The organism is Dolichospermum compactum NIES-806 (genome assembly GCF_002368115.1).
GTDB lineage: Bacteria > Cyanobacteriota > Cyanobacteriia > Cyanobacteriales > Nostocaceae > Dolichospermum > Dolichospermum compactum.
Map to the genome: position 1 here is coordinate 1,675,896 of NZ_AP018316.1, position 16,508 is coordinate 1,692,403.

The window sequence follows — 16,508 nt, forward strand, 5'->3', positions numbered from 1 at the left end:
AGTATATATTTGTGATCCAGTTCCACACGTCTTTGAAAAATTGGGTGATCTTAGCCCATAATTGGGCAAGAAAGTTGTATATGGCATCCACCGCAGTTAGGATAGCGTACTGTTGTGATGTGATGTTTTCCAGCCAAAGCCAACACCCGTCCATGACGAAACCAAGCGTCAGCTAACTGGGGTTGTAATTGCGTCCCCTGTTCCGAAACCTGACAACCCCGTTCAATTTCTTGAAAATGCTCTACCAGCACCCGCCCCCCAGTAGTTAACCACGCTTTAGTATATGTGATTTTATTTGCAGATTTTTTCCATTCATTCCAGGCTTTGAGCATTGCCTGATTTAGTGCATCTTCGGCATCATGACAATTACCTCCCATCCACTTTCGGCAAAGATTGTAAAAATCATCTTGATATGATAGCCATAACTGCCAGAAATCCCCACAATTATTTGGAGATAAAATTTCCATCTCGGAAAAGCAGAATAAGAGTTCTTGTTCTGAACTCGCTTGTATATATAACTTCCTGTTCATGATTTAAAATCCAAGTCATGATGCACTTTAGAGGGTGTTTGAAAAGTTATGGTTGATGTATCAAATATTTTTTACCCCACCCTAACCCTCCCCTTTACAAGGGGAGGGAACTGGATTTTTATTGTTTCCCCCCTTTACAAGGGGGGACTAAGGGGGGTAGCAATGTGATGAAAATTACGGAATACCACTTTTCAAACATCCTCTTACACAAGGAGGATAATACAACACTGTTCGGTTAATAGACGGCGCAACTTAACAAATGCTTATAAATGTTGAGTTATGGCTGATACCTTATGCTCCCAAAGGGATAGGCCACACCATGTCTAACGCCTCCGTCAGAGATACATAAACCTGCCATCGCTCCCCAATGTTGACGCGAACGAACCAGGGTATTTAAGGATGATAGGAGATCAAAACCACACAATTATTGCAGCTAGATCAGTAGATTATAAGTAGTCAGACAAAATTAAATTCACTCGTTGAGAGAGGGAACACCGGAACAGGGAACATAAAAATTAGTTGGTAATTAATTTTGTACACTTATCTGTGTTTTTCTAAAGATGCAAAAATAAGTTAACGTAAATATAGATATTTTTTGCCAATAAATCTCAACAACTTCACAGCTAACCGGTAAAAGCACCCCTAATTCCTAAACTTCATCATGAATATTTTCACCAACCTGCTTTCGCAACCAGCCCAGCCAAAACCCGAAAAACAACAACGCCGAGGGATTGAAATTAAATCAGCCCGTGAAATCGAAATTATGCGGCAATCGGCGAAGATTGTGGCAACCGTGCTTAAAGAAATTTCTGAGTTAGTGCAACCAGGAATGACAACGGCTGATTTAGACGCTTACGCCGAAAAACGCATCCGCGAAATGGATGCCACTCCCAGCTTTAAAGGGTATCATGGCTTCCCCGCCTCGATTTGCTCTAGTATTAATCATGAAGTTGTACATGGAATTCCTAGCCCGAAAAAGGTAATTCGGGCAGGAGATGTGTTAAAAGTTGATACAGGCGCTTATTATCAAGGCTTTCACGGTGATTCCTGCATTACTATCGCTGTGGGTAATGTGACAACTGAAGCCGCAAGACTAATTAAAATAGCGGAAGAATCTTTATATAAAGGGATTGAACAGGTAAAAGCCGGTGTCCATTTGACGGAAATTGCCGGTGCAATTGAAGACCATGTAAAAGCCAATGGGTTTACAGTTGTGGAACAATTTACTGGTCATGGTGTAGGTAGAAATTTACACGAAGAACCAGCGGTATTTAACTATCGAACTCGTGAAATACCGAATGTGAAATTGCGTTCAGGAATGACTTTAGCAATTGAACCAATTTTAAATGCTGGTTCTAAGAATACCCGAATTTTAGCTGATAGATGGACTGCGGTAACAGTTGATAATGCTTTATCTGCCCAGTTTGAACATACTGTATTAGTGACAGATAGTGGGTATGAAATTTTAACTGATAGAACTCATCTTTAACTATGATTATTGTGATTTAGATGATTTATATGACTAATTACCAATGACTAATTACCAATTACCAATTACCAATTACCAATTACCAATGACCAATTACCAATTACCAATTACCAATTACCAATTACCAATTACATTGTTAATTCCCACCAAGTTTTTTGACCAACCACACCATCTGTTGATAGACGGCGACGATTTTGAAAAGCTTTAACAGCAGTTTCGGTGACTGGTCCAAAAACTCCATCAATAGTCATTCCATAACCGTTAGCAATTAAAAGTTTTTGTAAAGCTCTCACAGATATACCTGAACTACCAAAACTAATAACCGGCATGGGTTGGTTCTGGGTTCTGGGATATCTTGTGGATAAGGGAATACCTCTTTTTTTTGTTATAGAGATATTGCCGGTATCAGCTATTTCAAAAGAATTGAGGGGATACTGTTTTTGGGTTATTTGCTCAAATATTTTGTGCCTTCGGAATGAGAGGATTAAAAGATGATTTGGGGAAGTTATACCGATTTGAGTAAATTCTGGCGGTGTAATTCGAGGGTAAACAGCTAATTTATTGGATTGATGATTTGTTAAACCTATACCATTCTCTCTGGGAAAGATTTTCTGTGAGAGAAAATGGGGTATATTTAGTGGTTTTGGATTCAATACACCCATCATCAGTAGTCCGATTTCAGTCATTTTATTTTATCGCTGTGCTTCTTTATAAAGTAGTAAATAGCAAAAGAAAAGTAGAGGCAATGTAGAATGGTACTGAGTTATTTAGGAAATTAAATATAATACCTGTATACAGGTATCCGAGCAAAATTAATTGAATATCTGGGGAATAAATGGGAACAAATAAAAATCCCTATTCCCCACTCTCTTTTTTGTAAAGATTCTCACAATAAATCTAGTCCACTGCGGCTTAAATAACCCAACCATCATCACTCGCTAAAAAGCTTATGACCTATTGCTTTTGATTTTTCACTTGCGCCTGGCGGTACTGGCGGTTGATATCGAAAGGATGATCTGATTTGAGACTACAATTATTATGAATTTTATTTATCTATCTTAAGGGAGTTAAAATTATTAAAAAAATATTTAGGGCTTGGTCAAAGATAAAATATCCCAATTGATTAGATTGGGAATATCAAGTCTGGAATAAATTTGTTGCGGTATTTGCCAGCACAGTGGCATGATGCAATTAACTCATACCATTAGTAACTGGATGGAAGTAGAAGGCAAAACCCAAGACAGTATAAGCAGCTAGAAGTAGTGTTCCTTCTAACCAATTAGATTTACCATCAGAACTAATGCTATTAGCAATGAAAACTGATACAGCAACAGCTACTAATTCAAAGGGGTTAAAATCTAAATCCATTGGTTGCCCAACTATCCAACCGGCAATTACTAAGACTGGGGCAACAAACAGGGCAATTTGCATACTTGAACCCACAGCGACAGACATAGCCAGATCCATTTTATTCTTCATAGCTACGGTGACTGCGGTGGCGTGTTCAGCAGCATTACCGATAATGGGAACTAAAATTACCCCGGTAAATAGTGCGCTCAAACCTAGTTTAGATGTAGCGACTTCTAAGGAATCAACTAACAATTCTGACTCCCAGGCAACTAACAGGGTACAAACTAAAAGTACACCACTCCATAACCAGACATTTGGTTTTTTATGGGTAACTTCGTCTTCTTCTATTTCTGCAACACCAACTTCATACAAATAAGCATGAGTTTTCATCGAAAATAGTAGTGTTAAGCCATAAACCAAAATTAAGACAATGGCTACAGCTAGGGAGAGATTTTGCACGGTTGCTTCGCTAATACCTATGGAGGTATAGTTCATTGCTGTTGGTAGCAAAATAGCAATTACTGCTAAGTTCATGGAGGAAGCATTTACTCGCGCTACAACAGACTCAAATGTTTGTTCTTTGTAACGAATTCCCCCTAGTAGCATGGATAAGCCCATGACTAGGAGTAAGTTACTGATAATTGAACCTGTGATACTGGCTTTAACAACATCAATTAAGCCTGCATTGAGGGCAACTAAGGCGATAATCAGTTCTGTGGCATTGCCAAAGGTCGCGTTTAAAAATCCGCCTATTCCTGGACCGACGACTACGGTGATTTCTTCGGTAGCTGTACCCATCCACGCTGCTAAGGGGAGAATCGCTAATGCTGCGGTGATGAAAACTATTAAGTCTCCCCATTCTAAAAAGTGGGCTGCTAGGGATATGGGTATAAACAGCAGCAAAATACTGAAAATAATGTTTTTGATTGACATTTTTACCTTGAGTTTAGGGGATTTTTACACAATGTCTAAAACATCATGTGTATTTGAATACCTATCATATCTGTCATTGGCGTTCGAGATTATTTAGGATTTACGCATTGACAAGATTCCCCAAATATGTGACGTAAATTTTATCCCTTGTAGGGTGCGTCAGACACGATATTTTGACAAAAAAACAGATTCCCGCTAGGGAACACCAAAAAATAAATTACCCAATTTTGTGGGATGGGCATCCTGCCCGTCCTTGATGATTAGCGGGCAAGATGCCCGCACCACAAGAAATTTTTGGGTATTTTTTTAGTTGGAAGTCCCCTATCTGACGCACCCTACTCAATAAGTTATTCCCAAAGCCGAAAACGACGCAATTTCGTTCATTCATATCATGGTAAATTAGTGAGCGTGCGTAAGTCCTATTATTCTTCCTGATTCGGTGAGTCTTGACTGGGTGACTTCTGACTCGTATTAAAATTTAGTTTTGTTTCACAGGTGTTATTTATAACTAATTTTGTGAGACAACAATTGTAGAAAGGTAGATATAGTAAGAATATTCCTCAACATTACACATTTATTTGGATAAAGATATATGACTTTGGCAGCGGAAATACCAAGTAGTTATGACTCAATATTACCATTAGATCAAGAGGCTAAATCCAGTCCTGAACATGATCCCCTGAAAACTGCTCAGGGTGTTTATGTGACGGTTCATGGGCATTTTTATCAACCTCCTAGAGAAAATCCTTATCTTAATGCGATTGAACGTCAACCTAGCGCTAGTCCTTTTCATGACTGGAATGAGCGGATTCATTGGGAGTGCTATCGTCCTAATGCTTTTGCCAGGGTCTTAAATGACCGAGGCGAGGTTGTGAAGATTGTGAATAATTATGAATATATGAGTTTTAATATCGGCCCTACGCTGATGTCGTGGTTAGAACGCCACGATAGTTCGGTTTATCAGCGAATTTTGGAGGCTGATGCTAAAAGTTGCGATCGCCTTAATGGTCATGGCAATGCGATCGCTCAAGTTTATAATCATATTATCCTGCCTCTAGCCAATGAACGGGATAAACATACACAAATTCGCTGGGGTAAGGAAGATTTCCGTTCTCGCTTTGGTCGTGAACCTGAAGGAATGTGGTTGGCGGAAACAGCCGTAGATTATGCCACTTTAGAAGCCTTGGTAGCCGAAGGTATTAAATTTATCATTTTAGCCCCTTCTCAAGCCCAGCGTTGTCGTCCAATCCCCACAGGAGATGATTCTGGTAGTCAATGGCATGAGGTGGGGGGTAATCAGATTGATCCTACTCGTCCTTATCGCTGTTATTTAGATAGTGACGAGTCTGCAAAAACATCAACTGCCTATATTGATATCTTTTTCTACGATGGTCCAATTTCGCGGGATATGGGTTTTAGTGATGTTGTCTACAATTCCCATCATTTTGCAGGACGGATTGGCGCAGCTATTCGCGGGGATCATCGTCGGTCCCAATTAATTTCTGTAGCTACAGATGGAGAAACCTTTGGACATCATAAAAAGGGAACAGAGAAGACTTTAGCCTATGCCTTTATCGGTGAGTTTCCCCGTCATGGTTGGACTGTCACCAATTTTGCCCACTATTTAAGTTTAAATCCTCCTTCTTGGGAAGTAAAAATCAAGTCGGTGACGGCTTGGAGTTGCGCTCACGGTGTGGATAGATGGCAAGATGATTGTGGTTGTGGTGGTGAAGGGGGGGTGTGGCATCAAAAATGGCGACGACCGTTACGTAATGCGTTAAATTGGCTAAGGGATCGGTTAAGTGATGTCTATGAGGAATATGGCGGTACATTATTCCGTGATCCTTGGCAAGCGAGGGACGAATATATTCATGTTATGAGCGATCGCACTCCCGCTAATATTAACCGGTTTCTATCTCACCATCAAACTCGCAAACTCCAAGCGGCTGAACAGGTAGAAGCTTTACGCTTGTTGGAAATGCAGCGTCACTCTTTGTTGATGTTCACTAGTTGCGGCTGGTTTTTTGAAGAAATTTCTCGCCCAGAGGGAACACAGATTTTGCGCTATGCCTCTCGCGCTTTAGAATTAGCAGGAGATGTGGCAGGTGTACAATTAGAAAAAGGTTTTCTTAAACGTTTGGGTTTAGCTCCTAGTAATGTGGAAGAGTTTAAACATGGGGCGGAAATATATCGTCGGTTGGTGCTAACTGCACAGATCGGCTTTAAAGAAGTAGCTGCCCATTACGCAATTACTTCCCTCTTTAATCATCACAAAAATACTGCCTCTCAACAACAAACAGATGTACATCCCCATAGTCATCATCAGCGTGTTTATTGCTATAATGCCCATGAGCTAAATTATCATAAGCAAAGCTTGGGTCCATTAACTATGGCGGTGGGGCATTTGCAGCTAGTGTCAGATATTACCTGGGAAAGTGAAAATTTAGTCTTTGCGGTTCTCCATTTGGGGGGTTGGGATTTTCATTGCTGTATTCAACAGTTTGCAGGACGACGCAATTATAGTCAAATCAAAGAAAAGCTGTTCACGTCCCTGCAACAGGCTAGTGTCGCTCATGTAATTTTGGTGATGACTCAATTATTTGGGGACGATACCTTTAGTTTACGGACTTTATTTGCGGAAGAACGTCATCGGATTATGCGGTTGTTGAGTCAGGATACACTGGCACGATTAGATCAGTTATATACTCAGACATATCGTGATAATTACGGTGTGATTATGGCTTTTCACCGGGATGAATTGGAAGTACCACGAGAATTACAGGTAGCGGCGGAAATTGCTTTGGGGTATCGTTGTTTAACAACTTTGAAATCTCTAGAACAAGATATTACTGAATTGCAATTAAGCTGGAATCATATTGTAGAATTGGAAGCGATCGCCACTGAAGCTAAACATCTACGTTGTCAATTAAATATTCCCGATGGTAATCAAATTTTAGAACAATTAATAGTCCGGTTATTGTGGCAATTATTGTATGATGCCAATAGCAAAATAGATGCAGATATTCAGCGTTTAGAACGATTAATTAATGTCGGTCATGAATTAAATCTTGGCATTAATTTAAACCATTCCCAAGAACTCTATTGGAGTTGTTTACACAGTCAAATATTGCCACGCATTACCAGTATTGATAGTGAAACAGAAGCTATGCAATGTCGTCAATTACTGAAATTAGGACAAAAATTAGCTGTTGATGTCAGTCCTTATTTGGATAAGTTGCCGTAAATTTGTAGGGTGGGCATTCCCCACCACCGAATCATTATTAATTTCGCTTATGCACTGAGGATAGTTCTTCCTTATCGGTTTCATAATAACAAATTTTTCTGTCGCTGTCAATAGCTTTTACTCAATTTACAGGGGTGATGAGGATCTTTATCCCAACGGAAAGGATTTTGAAAAATATATTGACGAGCAAGGTCTAAAATTTTTTCATGGCGGATAATGCGATCATAATAGTTGCGTTGCCATAGACGCAGTCCAGGGGTATCATCAACTTGATTAATAAAAGATGAATAGAAATTTATGAACTCTCAACCAGAAGAAGATTTACAACGTCGTCTCCAAAACCTAGCGGCAGAAATCAAATCTGCCGGTGAAAATGCTCGTCAATCAGAAGCACAGACACCTGTAACTAGCGTTACTCAATGGAAGTTATATTTAGAAAGATCCAAAAATTGGTTTAATGGCTTATCAACAATCAAAAAACTGGCAGTTACGGGCGTAGTCATGTTGATAACCGTTTGGATGTTGCAAACAGTATTTGCTCTAGTTGCTTCTGTAATTAGTCTGGCGGTTTTGGCAGTGTTAGTGTATCTTGGATACAAATTTTTTATTGCTAATGGACAAGGAAAATAAGCAATAGCCTATTTGAATCATGCCAATAGTGGCGTAAAAAAATTACAGGTAATTATGCAATGGCGAATCCAATGATCGGCAAAAGTAGTAGTCAGTCTAGCCGCCCCAAAGAACCGAAAAAATCTAAAATTACACCATTAGCAACGAGGCGCTTTGTAGCTTGGACGGTGGAAATAACACTCCTTATTGCCACTGGGTTAGTTCCTTATAGTTTAGGTGTATATGTAAATTCCCGTAGTGATTTCCGTCGAGTTCCTCTCAATCCTGTCCTATTAGTCACAGAAAAAGCGATCGCCAGACCACTAGCATTACCCATCAGTTATGGTATTCGCAACGTCGCCTGGCCGACCAATATCCTGTGGACATTAGCCCTATTATTGCCCACAAGCCTCTGTGGGTGGCAATTGTATTTACTGGCTAAAACAGGCAGCACCATTCCTAAACGGTGGTTTGGTGTGCGAGTAGTAAACGAAGCCGGAACAGCCCCAGGTTTAGGCACAGTCATAGTTAGAGAAGGATTAGGACGTTGGACAATCCCAGTTTCCGCAGCATATTTCCTCTGGCGTTACAGCTTTGTTTTCCCCAACTTAGCTCTGTTTACATCTTTGACAATGTTAATGATTTTAGCAGAATCAAAAGGCTGGCCTAACCAAAAGCATCGCCGCTCCTTCCATGATCAACTTGCAGGGACATATACAATAGATGCAGCAAGCACTGTTATTCCTCCTGGGGAGCAGTCAACAATAACCGAAAATAATGTAGATAGTTCACAATCTGCTTCCCCTGCTTCCCCCGGAAATAACCCTAGTATCAGCCTGTTTTTAGTAGGGTTAACTAGCATGATTGCTGTGTTATCAACCTTAATAGGTACACAAATCTACATCCAAACCCAAGAAAGCCAACGGAGAAGCGAACAAACTAATAGTCAAAAGTTCCTTGAACTCATCAAAGCACTCAATCCCAATAACGGTGTTACCAACGAAGACCGCCAAAGAGTTATTTTAGCCTTGGGTAGTGTTGATGATAAACAAGCCATCACATTATTAATTGACTTATTGGTTAAAGAAACAGACCCCAAAACCCTGGATACCATTCAACAAGCCTTAACTAATGCTGGTTTTAAAGCCATTCCTGAATTAAACCGCATGAATCAGTTTAAGGCGGGAAAACTAGCATCTGTGGGTAAAAGTCCCAATGGGGAAGTTACACAAAATCAGTTAATTCTCACCCAGCAGGTAATTAATAAAATTCTGGCTATCTATAGTGGCAAAATCAACAACATTGACTTAAGCAATGCTCAATTAGGTTCTCAAGCATCTGGGAAAAAGCCCTCATTTAACTTGGTATTAAACAACGTTGATTTATCAGGAATTGTCTTAAAATCAGCAAATCTTAACCAAGCTAACTTACAAGGTAGCCGTTTCCGCAGCGTCGGTGAAGATGGACGTTGGGATACTTACGATGATGCGATCGCTGATTTAAATAACACTCAACTAAAGCAAGCCAACTTAAGTAATACCAACTTGAGTCGGGTTTCCATGAGTCGTAGTGATTTAAGTCGGGCCAATCTTAACAAAGCTAACTTATCCTACACCCGTTTATTTGGGGCTAATCTCAGTAGCACCCAGTTAGTAGGTACAGATTTACGAAATGCAATTTTAGAAAATGCCAGCCTGACAAATGCAGATTTAAGCAACGCTGACTTAACAGAAGCAAATTTATATGCCGCCAATTTAGTCCGGGTTTCTGCCATTGTTACACAATTAGCCTACGCGAATTTAACTAAAACGGACTGGCAAGGTGCAGATTTATCGGAAAGCTATTTAGATTATGCTAATCTCAGTCATGCTAACTTAAGTGCGACTCGACTCACTGGCGCTAGTTTACGCTCGACTAACTTAGAAAACGCTAATTTACGAAATGCTGATTTAAGTCGTGCTGACTTACGAGGAGCAAATGTCGCTGGAGCAGATTTTCAAGGTACAATTCTCTTTGTTGGTAAACAAAATCTAGCAGATCAGTTTGTGGAAACACCTGATATTGGTTCTCAAAATGCCTCAATTAAAGGAGTAGATTTCAGTCAAGCTAAAAATTTAGATCCGCAACAATTGGCATTTATTTGTACTCAAGGTGGACTAAATTCCCGTTGTCCATAATCACATGAAAGGATGTTTGAAAAGTATTATTCTGTGATTTTTAGCACAGTTATACCCCACTTAACCCTCCCATTATGAACTACGGTGTACACACAAGTCGGAAATTTCCTGTTGGTTGCCATAAAACCCCTCCCCGCTCTTCGAGAGGGGAACTGGATTTTCAATAGATTCTTTCTCGTTGTAGAAAACTCGCTTTGGGTAAGGATGTGTGTACACCGTAGCCTTGATAAGGGGGGATTAAGGGGGGTAATAAATATTTGGTACATCATCAGGGACTTTTAAAACACCCTCTGACAAGAATAAGATTTTCAGTAAACCTCTTACCTAAGTTATATTAGATTCAGAGTGTGACAGGAGTAGGGTAATGAAACATTTTCAATATTGGCTTGGGGTCATGGGAATCGGAACAGTTCTGAGTTTAGTGGTAAACTCTCAACCAGCACAGGCACAAGTAGCTTATGGCAGTTATGTTGGTATTAGCCCGACTGTGGGGTTGACAGATGGTACTCAATTGGGTGGAGTCCTGGCTTTTCGCTACAAATTACTAGAAACACCCATTTCTTTCCGCACTCAAGCTTTAATTGGTAAGGGAACAGCAGTAGTCCCGACTGTTTCCTATGACATCCCTCTCAACTGGCAAACTGATGCTTATTTAGGTGCTGGTTTAGTCTTAACTAGTGGTGATACGCCTTCCCCTGTTGGTAATAAAATTAGCTTTGCTTTGCAACCAGGAATTGACTATGTTATTCCTAATAGTAATACTGTGATTTTTGGTAATGCTATTATTGCCTTTGATGCCTACCGAAATACTGGTGGTACGGCTTTATCTTTACAAGGTGGAGTTGGGTTAAGATTTTAATTCTTAATTGGTAATAATTTTTCAAACGTTTGATTTTTAATGTTGAATTTTGGAAAAGATGGTGCTAGACCGAGAAAAAATAGACTTTTACTTAACAGACCTAGAAACTCCTGTAGGTAAGGTGATTAGTGTAACTATTTCTTTGTTAGTTTTAGTATCATCGGGAATTTTTGTGGCAGAAACTTATGATCTTTCTCAGGAGGCTCGCTGGGAATTAAGAGTATTAGATAATTGTGTATTAATAATTTTTGCTGGAGAATATTTACTGCGTTTATGGAGTACAAAAGATAGAATTAAATATATTCTGAGTTTTTATGCAATTATTGACTTAATCTCAATTTTGCCATCTTTTATAGGATTAGTAAATATTAGTTTTATCCGGCTATTACGTTGGTTTAGAATCTTGCGTTTGCTGAGATTTATTGATAAAAAGTTTTTAATTGGTAGTATCAGTAATCAAGATAGTGTAATTTTTGCGAGAATATTATTTACTTTATTTGCGATAGTTTTTGTTTTTTCGGGGTTAATTTATCAAGTTGAACATCCAGTTAATCCCCAGAATTTTGATACTTTTTTAGATGCTTTTTATTTCTCCGTTGTGACAATGACAACGGTGGGATTTGGTGATGTGATCCCAATTTCTGAGTTAGGTCGCTTACTAACGGTATTGATGATTTTAACAGGGGTGGCTCTGATTCCTTGGCAGATTGGTGACTTAATTAGACGATTGGTAAAAACTGCAAATCAGGTAGAAACTGTTTGTCAAGGGTGCGGTTTAGCTTTTCATGATGCAGATGCCGTATTTTGTAAAAGGTGCGGTAAACAATTGTAGCAGCTATTATAACTACATGGGGGTAAAATCACAGTCAAGAGTGAAGTTAATCATAGTAGTTTTTTCTAAGTAGATATATCATACAGAGAGTAACTAGTAATTAAAAGTCATGTCTTCCCACAGGAAAAGCATAATCAAGAAGCTATCGTATCAACAACCATGTACTATGCTCATAAAAATTATTCTGCTTTCTTCCTTCTTCTTCCTAACTCCTACTCTTAACCAAAAAAGCTTTTATGGCTTACGCCACGCTACGCTATCAGTAACCCTTATATATGTCTATGCTTCCTAAAATTTTAATTATTGATGATGAACCTGATAATTTTGATGTAATTGATACGTTGTTAGATAATCAAGGCTATGAACTAAGCTATGTTAATAATGCACAACAGGCCCTGAACCTTTTAGATTATTTTCAACCTGATGTAATTTTGTTAGATGTCATGATGCCAGAAATGAATGGTATCGAATTTTGCAAAAAATTTAAATCCAATTCTCATTGGAAGCATATTCCTATAATTATGGTGACAGCGCTTTCTAGTAAAGAAGATTTATCCCAATGTCTATTAGCAGGTGCTGATGATTTTATTAGTAAACCCATTAATGGATTAGAATTACGTTCGCGGACTCGTTCTATGTTACGAATGAAACAACAATATGATGCTTTGCAAGAAACTTTATATTTACGAGAAGATCTTTCTAATATGATAGTTCATGATTTGCGAAATCCTCTGACAGCTATCATTATGTCTGCGGAAATTTTGCGAATTACAGAATATTCACAAGAGCGTCAGGAGAGAAAAACCAGTCAAATTATTACGAGCGCTCAAAAATTACAATCCATGATTGATAGTTTACTAATCATGGCTAAATTAGATTCTGGTAAGCTCATACTTCAACGAACAGATACTGATATTTTTGATCTTTGTTCTACTGCTATTACCGATATTGAACTAAATATAACTAAAAAAAATCTAGAATTAATTACTAAACTACCAGCACCTGGAATTTCAGTCAGTTTAGATGCCAATCTCATCCGCCGAGTGATTGATAACTTACTGTCTAATGCGATTAAATTCACACCCGAAAAAAGTCAAATCTCTTTTGTTGCTGATTACACATCATCAGGAAAATTCATCATGCAAATAGCTGATTCTGGTCCAGGTATTAAAGAAGAATTAAGAGAAGTAATTTTTGCTAAATATGAAGTAGGAAATCTGATCAGAGGTGCATATCAAATTGGTTTAGGTTTGGCGTTCTGTAAAATGGTTGTTGAAGCTCATGGAGGAAATATTAGTGTAGAGGGAAATGATCCAACTGGGGCAATTTTTATGGTTGAAATTTAGAAAGAGGAGTCAGGAGGAAGAAAGAAGAGGAAGAAAGAAAAAAGAAAAAAGGAGCGTAGTGGCTGCGCCCAATCAAGAATTAATTACGTTTTCTACAGCAGGGGATTCAAAACTCACGTCTTCGTAGACATCTTCTGTCGGACAGTGAAAATCTACACTTGCTAAATGCACATTTTCTCCCTGTCCATAACTATAAAATACCCATTGTCCCTCGGAATTACGACGGAAAATTTCTACATTTCTTCGCGTTTGACTTACTAATACATATTCTTGAAGTGATTCTAAGTGGCGATAATCAGCAAATTTATCACCTCTGTCAAATGCTTCTGTGGTGGGAGATAGGACTTCGATAATTAAACAGGGATAACGCAAAAAGTTATGAAAGGCTTTATCTTTTTGGTCACAACTGACTATGACATCGGGATAGTAATAAGTATTAATTGATTCAATGTGTGCTTTAGTATCGGCAATGTAGGCTTGACATCCACTACCACGTAGATGGTTTCTCAGCAGAGCAAAGACATTACCAGTAATAATTACATGAGTATTACTAGCCCCTGTCATTGCGTAAACGTCTCCGTCTCTGTATTCATGCTTGATAGGGCTGGTTTCTTCCCCTTGGAGATATTCTGTGGGGGAAAGATAGTCATAGCTGGGAGTTGCAATCATAGAAGATGACATCATCTGAATTTGTATTTTATCTAAGTTCCTCCTTATCTAGTTTAGGCTAGAAAAGTTAATGGGGAACTGCTAAATTAGTTAAGGGCGCAGTCCCTGCACCCCTACGGGTTCATTAATTTGCTGGTAATTGTGGGTGTGCTGCTGAGTATTTGCTAACTATGGCAGAAACTTCTGGGTTATAAAGTCTGAGATAATTCCAGTAGTTGCCAAAAACTTGGCGGACGTAATTTCTTGTTTCGTCAAAAGGAATTTCTTCGACAAATTCATCTGGATCTTGTTTGGGTAAGGTTTGTAGCCATTTGGCGACGTTACCGGGACCGGCATTATAACTAGCGATCGCTAACATGGAATTATTGCCATACTGTTGATGAGTATGATCTAAATACCAAGTCCCCAACATAATATTATCGTTAGGATTTTCTAGGTTGAGTTTTTTGATATCTAACCCGATTTGTGGGGCTATCCATGCCCCTGTACTGGGCATAACTTGCATTAAACCTGTTGCACCGACGGGGGATTTAATTTTGGATTGAAAGCGGGATTCTTGCCGCATTAAAGCTGTAACTAATAAGGGATTAAGTTGACGGGAAGTAGACCATTTTTCAATTTCTTGAAAATAAGGAAAAGGGTAACGGGCTTGCCAGTAGATGGGTTGTTGACTTAAAGCTGCATATTCGGCTTTTTCAGTGGGGGTTTCTCGGTCTTCTAATTTAGAGATTTTGTCAATACCAATGAGATATTCACCTTTAGTTAATCTCATCAACCCTTCGGTAAACTGTTCAGCGACACTGGGCTGTTTTTTATTTTTAAATTCTGTTTCCCATTGCCACCAAGCATCACGATCTTGTCCTAGTAAATACAATTCATGGAAAGTCTGAGAACCGGCAGGAGGAACAGGACGTTGCGGGGGAATAATTGCCGGATTCATCACGCGCAAAGTATTAAAATTCCCCACATTTAAACCCAAAATACTGGCAGAACGCCAGGCATAATAAGATTGAGGAAATTCACTAATTACAGCTTTATAAGCAGTAATAGCTTCCTGTTGTTTGCCTAGTATGGTTGCCCATTTCCCCACCCAAAATCCGGCTCTAGGAGCTAAAATACTAGTTTTGTTATTAATAGTAATTGGTTGCGCCCATTGCCATGCTCCCAAATAATCATTGTTTTTGGCTTTAGCTTGGGCGATGTTCCAGCGAAATTCTGCGGCTTCATCGCTACTGCTATATTTTCCTAGCAATAATTTCTCTGTCGTATTAGCTGATTTATTATCTTTGAGAGATGCTAAAAGTTTGGCTTTTTTGACTAATGCTGGAGGTGCTTGATCGGGAAATTTACTAATTATTTGGTCAAGATAGATAATGGCATCTTTACCTTTAGCAATATCGGCTAATCTTGATAGGGCTATTGCTGTTTCTTTCGCGGTGGGAAATTTTTGTAGTAGTTGTTTATAAACCACAATAGCTTGATCTTGTTCTTTATTTAATTGTAATCCTCTGGCGATACGGTAGAGGCTGGTGGCTGTTTTTGGGGCTTGAATATAAGCATTTTTAGCTTTGGTAAATTCATTGTTATCCCAATAGACTGAACCGATGAGTTCCCAATCTGTGGGTTTGAGTTGTGGCTGTTTTACCAATTGATCTAATACGCCCACAATTCCTGGCTCGTCTGCGGCGTATTGAGCCAAGATTAATTGTAATTTGGGTTGATTTGGATTATCTTTTAAGCGTTTGCGGATAATTTCCCAGGTGAGGGGATGGGAGGGAAATTGAGCGATCGCTTGATCTGATAATTTTGGTTGGGCGATCGCATATATAGCCTTGACTACCGCTGCTTCTTTGTCATATTCTTTGACCACCTGGCGGCGCAAATCAGAAGCTTGCTTATCTTCACCTAAAATATCATGAGCCTGGGCTCGTTTAAGTAAAATATAAGGTGCTAATACAGGATAATCTTTTTCCAGTCCTGTTAATAGACTCAGGGCTTTTTTGCCTTGGGAAGTTTCGACGTAATCACAAGAGAGTAAATAACGGGCGCGTTCCCGATCTGGGTAACTGCCTTTTTCAGCAATTTCCGTGAGTTTTGTTAATCTTTCTGGTACAGATTGAGACAACAGAGAAAAGACAACTGACTTGGCTTTTGTCGCCTCAGATAGTTTTTCCGGCTTACCCTGACTCAAGTTCAACCATTGACTGACGGTTTTGCCTGCTTGGGGGGCTGATACCATTGCCCCGGCTAAAAAGGCACATAGTCCAGCACCAGCAAGCAGATAAATTTGTGTTTTCTGTAGTTTTTTCAACATTGATACTCACTGTTTGCCTAGTGTCTCACGGAGAAAGTTGACGATTAGATGAATATTTTTGCAACTTTATCATTAGGGTAACACTCCTGACCAAGTTTTACGCTTATGATGTAAGACTTTCCGCCAGTTTATACAAATGTAATCTCTCTTTGATTT

12 protein-coding genes are annotated in these 16,508 nt (G+C 39.2%); 7 read left to right on the plus strand and 5 right to left on the minus strand.

Annotated features, from left to right (window positions below; genetic code table 11):
• Positions 1-50 precede the first annotated feature (50 nt).
• On the minus strand, positions 51-530 hold the full coding sequence (locus CA730_RS25115; protein ID WP_197705509.1) for an RNA polymerase sigma factor: 480 nt from the start codon (positions 528-530) through the stop codon (positions 51-53).
• A gap of 661 nt (positions 531-1,191) precedes the next feature.
• On the opposite strand from CA730_RS25115, the gene map reads away from it, so the two are divergent.
• On the plus strand, positions 1,192-2,019 hold the full coding sequence (gene map / locus CA730_RS08095) for a type I methionyl aminopeptidase (RefSeq protein ID WP_096666062.1): 828 nt from the start codon (positions 1,192-1,194) through the stop codon (positions 2,017-2,019).
• Positions 2,020-2,147: 128 nt separating this feature from the next.
• On the opposite strand, the gene CA730_RS08100 is transcribed toward map, so the two are convergent.
• Together CA730_RS08100 and cax are read right to left on the minus strand one after the other, a co-directional pair.
• Entirely contained in the window at positions 2,148-2,705 is a 558-nt protein-coding gene (locus CA730_RS08100; protein WP_231940036.1) for a peptidoglycan-binding protein, read from the minus strand.
• 505 nt (positions 2,706-3,210) lie between these two features.
• Entirely contained in the window at positions 3,211-4,302 is a 1,092-nt protein-coding gene (gene cax, locus CA730_RS08105; protein ID WP_096666065.1) for a calcium/proton exchanger, read from the minus strand.
• Positions 4,303-4,894: 592 nt separating this feature from the next.
• Between cax and CA730_RS08110 the strand changes: the two genes are divergently transcribed.
• The 6 genes from CA730_RS08110 to CA730_RS08140 all read left to right on the plus strand — a co-directional run bounded on the left by CA730_RS08110 (position 4,895) and on the right by CA730_RS08140 (position 13,369).
• Positions 4,895-7,546 (plus strand): DUF3536 domain-containing protein, encoded by a 2,652-nt coding sequence (locus CA730_RS08110; protein WP_096666069.1) that lies wholly within the window; start codon positions 4,895-4,897, stop codon positions 7,544-7,546.
• A 297-nt stretch (positions 7,547-7,843) separates the two neighbouring features.
• On the plus strand, positions 7,844-8,176 hold the full coding sequence (locus tag CA730_RS08120; RefSeq protein WP_096666072.1) for a hypothetical protein: 333 nt from the start codon (positions 7,844-7,846) through the stop codon (positions 8,174-8,176).
• A 59-nt stretch (positions 8,177-8,235) separates the two neighbouring features.
• Entirely contained in the window at positions 8,236-10,332 is a 2,097-nt protein-coding gene (locus CA730_RS08125; protein ID WP_096666075.1) for a pentapeptide repeat-containing protein, read from the plus strand.
• Between the two features lie 364 nt (positions 10,333-10,696).
• Entirely contained in the window at positions 10,697-11,191 is a 495-nt protein-coding gene (locus CA730_RS08130; protein WP_096666078.1) for a hypothetical protein, read from the plus strand.
• Between the two features lie 58 nt (positions 11,192-11,249).
• Entirely contained in the window at positions 11,250-12,023 is a 774-nt protein-coding gene (locus CA730_RS08135; protein WP_096666080.1) for an ion transporter, read from the plus strand.
• Positions 12,024-12,304: 281 nt separating this feature from the next.
• Positions 12,305-13,369, plus strand: a complete 1,065-nt coding sequence (locus tag CA730_RS08140; protein ID WP_330221289.1) for a hybrid sensor histidine kinase/response regulator — start codon at positions 12,305-12,307, stop codon at positions 13,367-13,369.
• Between the two features lie 72 nt (positions 13,370-13,441).
• Here CA730_RS08140 and CA730_RS08145 read toward each other — a convergent pair whose 3' ends face one another.
• Positions 13,442-14,038: a Uma2 family endonuclease gene (locus tag CA730_RS08145; protein ID WP_096666086.1), complete on the minus strand. Its 597-nt coding sequence runs from the start codon at positions 14,036-14,038 to the stop codon at positions 13,442-13,444.
• A gap of 124 nt (positions 14,039-14,162) precedes the next feature.
• Positions 14,163-16,352, minus strand: a complete 2,190-nt coding sequence (locus tag CA730_RS08150) for a transglycosylase SLT domain-containing protein (RefSeq protein WP_096666089.1) — start codon at positions 16,350-16,352, stop codon at positions 14,163-14,165.
• Positions 16,353-16,508 lie beyond the last annotated feature (156 nt).

Bases quoted from the DNA above. Each gene is read 5' to 3' on its own strand.
- CA730_RS08120 (WP_096666072.1), top strand. From the start codon at position 7,844: ATGAACTCTCAACCAGAAGAAGATTTACAACGTCGTCTCCAAAACCTA.
- CA730_RS08100 (WP_231940036.1), bottom strand. From the start codon at position 2,705: ATGACTGAAATCGGACTACTGATGATGGGTGTATTGAATCCAAAACCA.
- CA730_RS08125 (WP_096666075.1), top strand. From the start codon at position 8,236: ATGGCGAATCCAATGATCGGCAAAAGTAGTAGTCAGTCTAGCCGCCCC.
- CA730_RS25115 (WP_197705509.1), bottom strand. From the start codon at position 530: ATGAACAGGAAGTTATATATACAAGCGAGTTCAGAACAAGAACTCTTA.
- CA730_RS08140 (WP_330221289.1), top strand. From the start codon at position 12,305: ATGCTTCCTAAAATTTTAATTATTGATGATGAACCTGATAATTTTGAT.
- CA730_RS08145 (WP_096666086.1), bottom strand. From the start codon at position 14,038: ATGATTGCAACTCCCAGCTATGACTATCTTTCCCCCACAGAATATCTC.
- CA730_RS08135 (WP_096666080.1), top strand. From the start codon at position 11,250: ATGGTGCTAGACCGAGAAAAAATAGACTTTTACTTAACAGACCTAGAA.
- CA730_RS08110 (WP_096666069.1), top strand. From the start codon at position 4,895: ATGACTTTGGCAGCGGAAATACCAAGTAGTTATGACTCAATATTACCA.
- map (WP_096666062.1), top strand. From the start codon at position 1,192: ATGAATATTTTCACCAACCTGCTTTCGCAACCAGCCCAGCCAAAACCC.
- CA730_RS08150 (WP_096666089.1), bottom strand. From the start codon at position 16,352: ATGTTGAAAAAACTACAGAAAACACAAATTTATCTGCTTGCTGGTGCT.
- cax (WP_096666065.1), bottom strand. From the start codon at position 4,302: ATGTCAATCAAAAACATTATTTTCAGTATTTTGCTGCTGTTTATACCC.
- CA730_RS08130 (WP_096666078.1), top strand. From the start codon at position 10,697: ATGAAACATTTTCAATATTGGCTTGGGGTCATGGGAATCGGAACAGTT.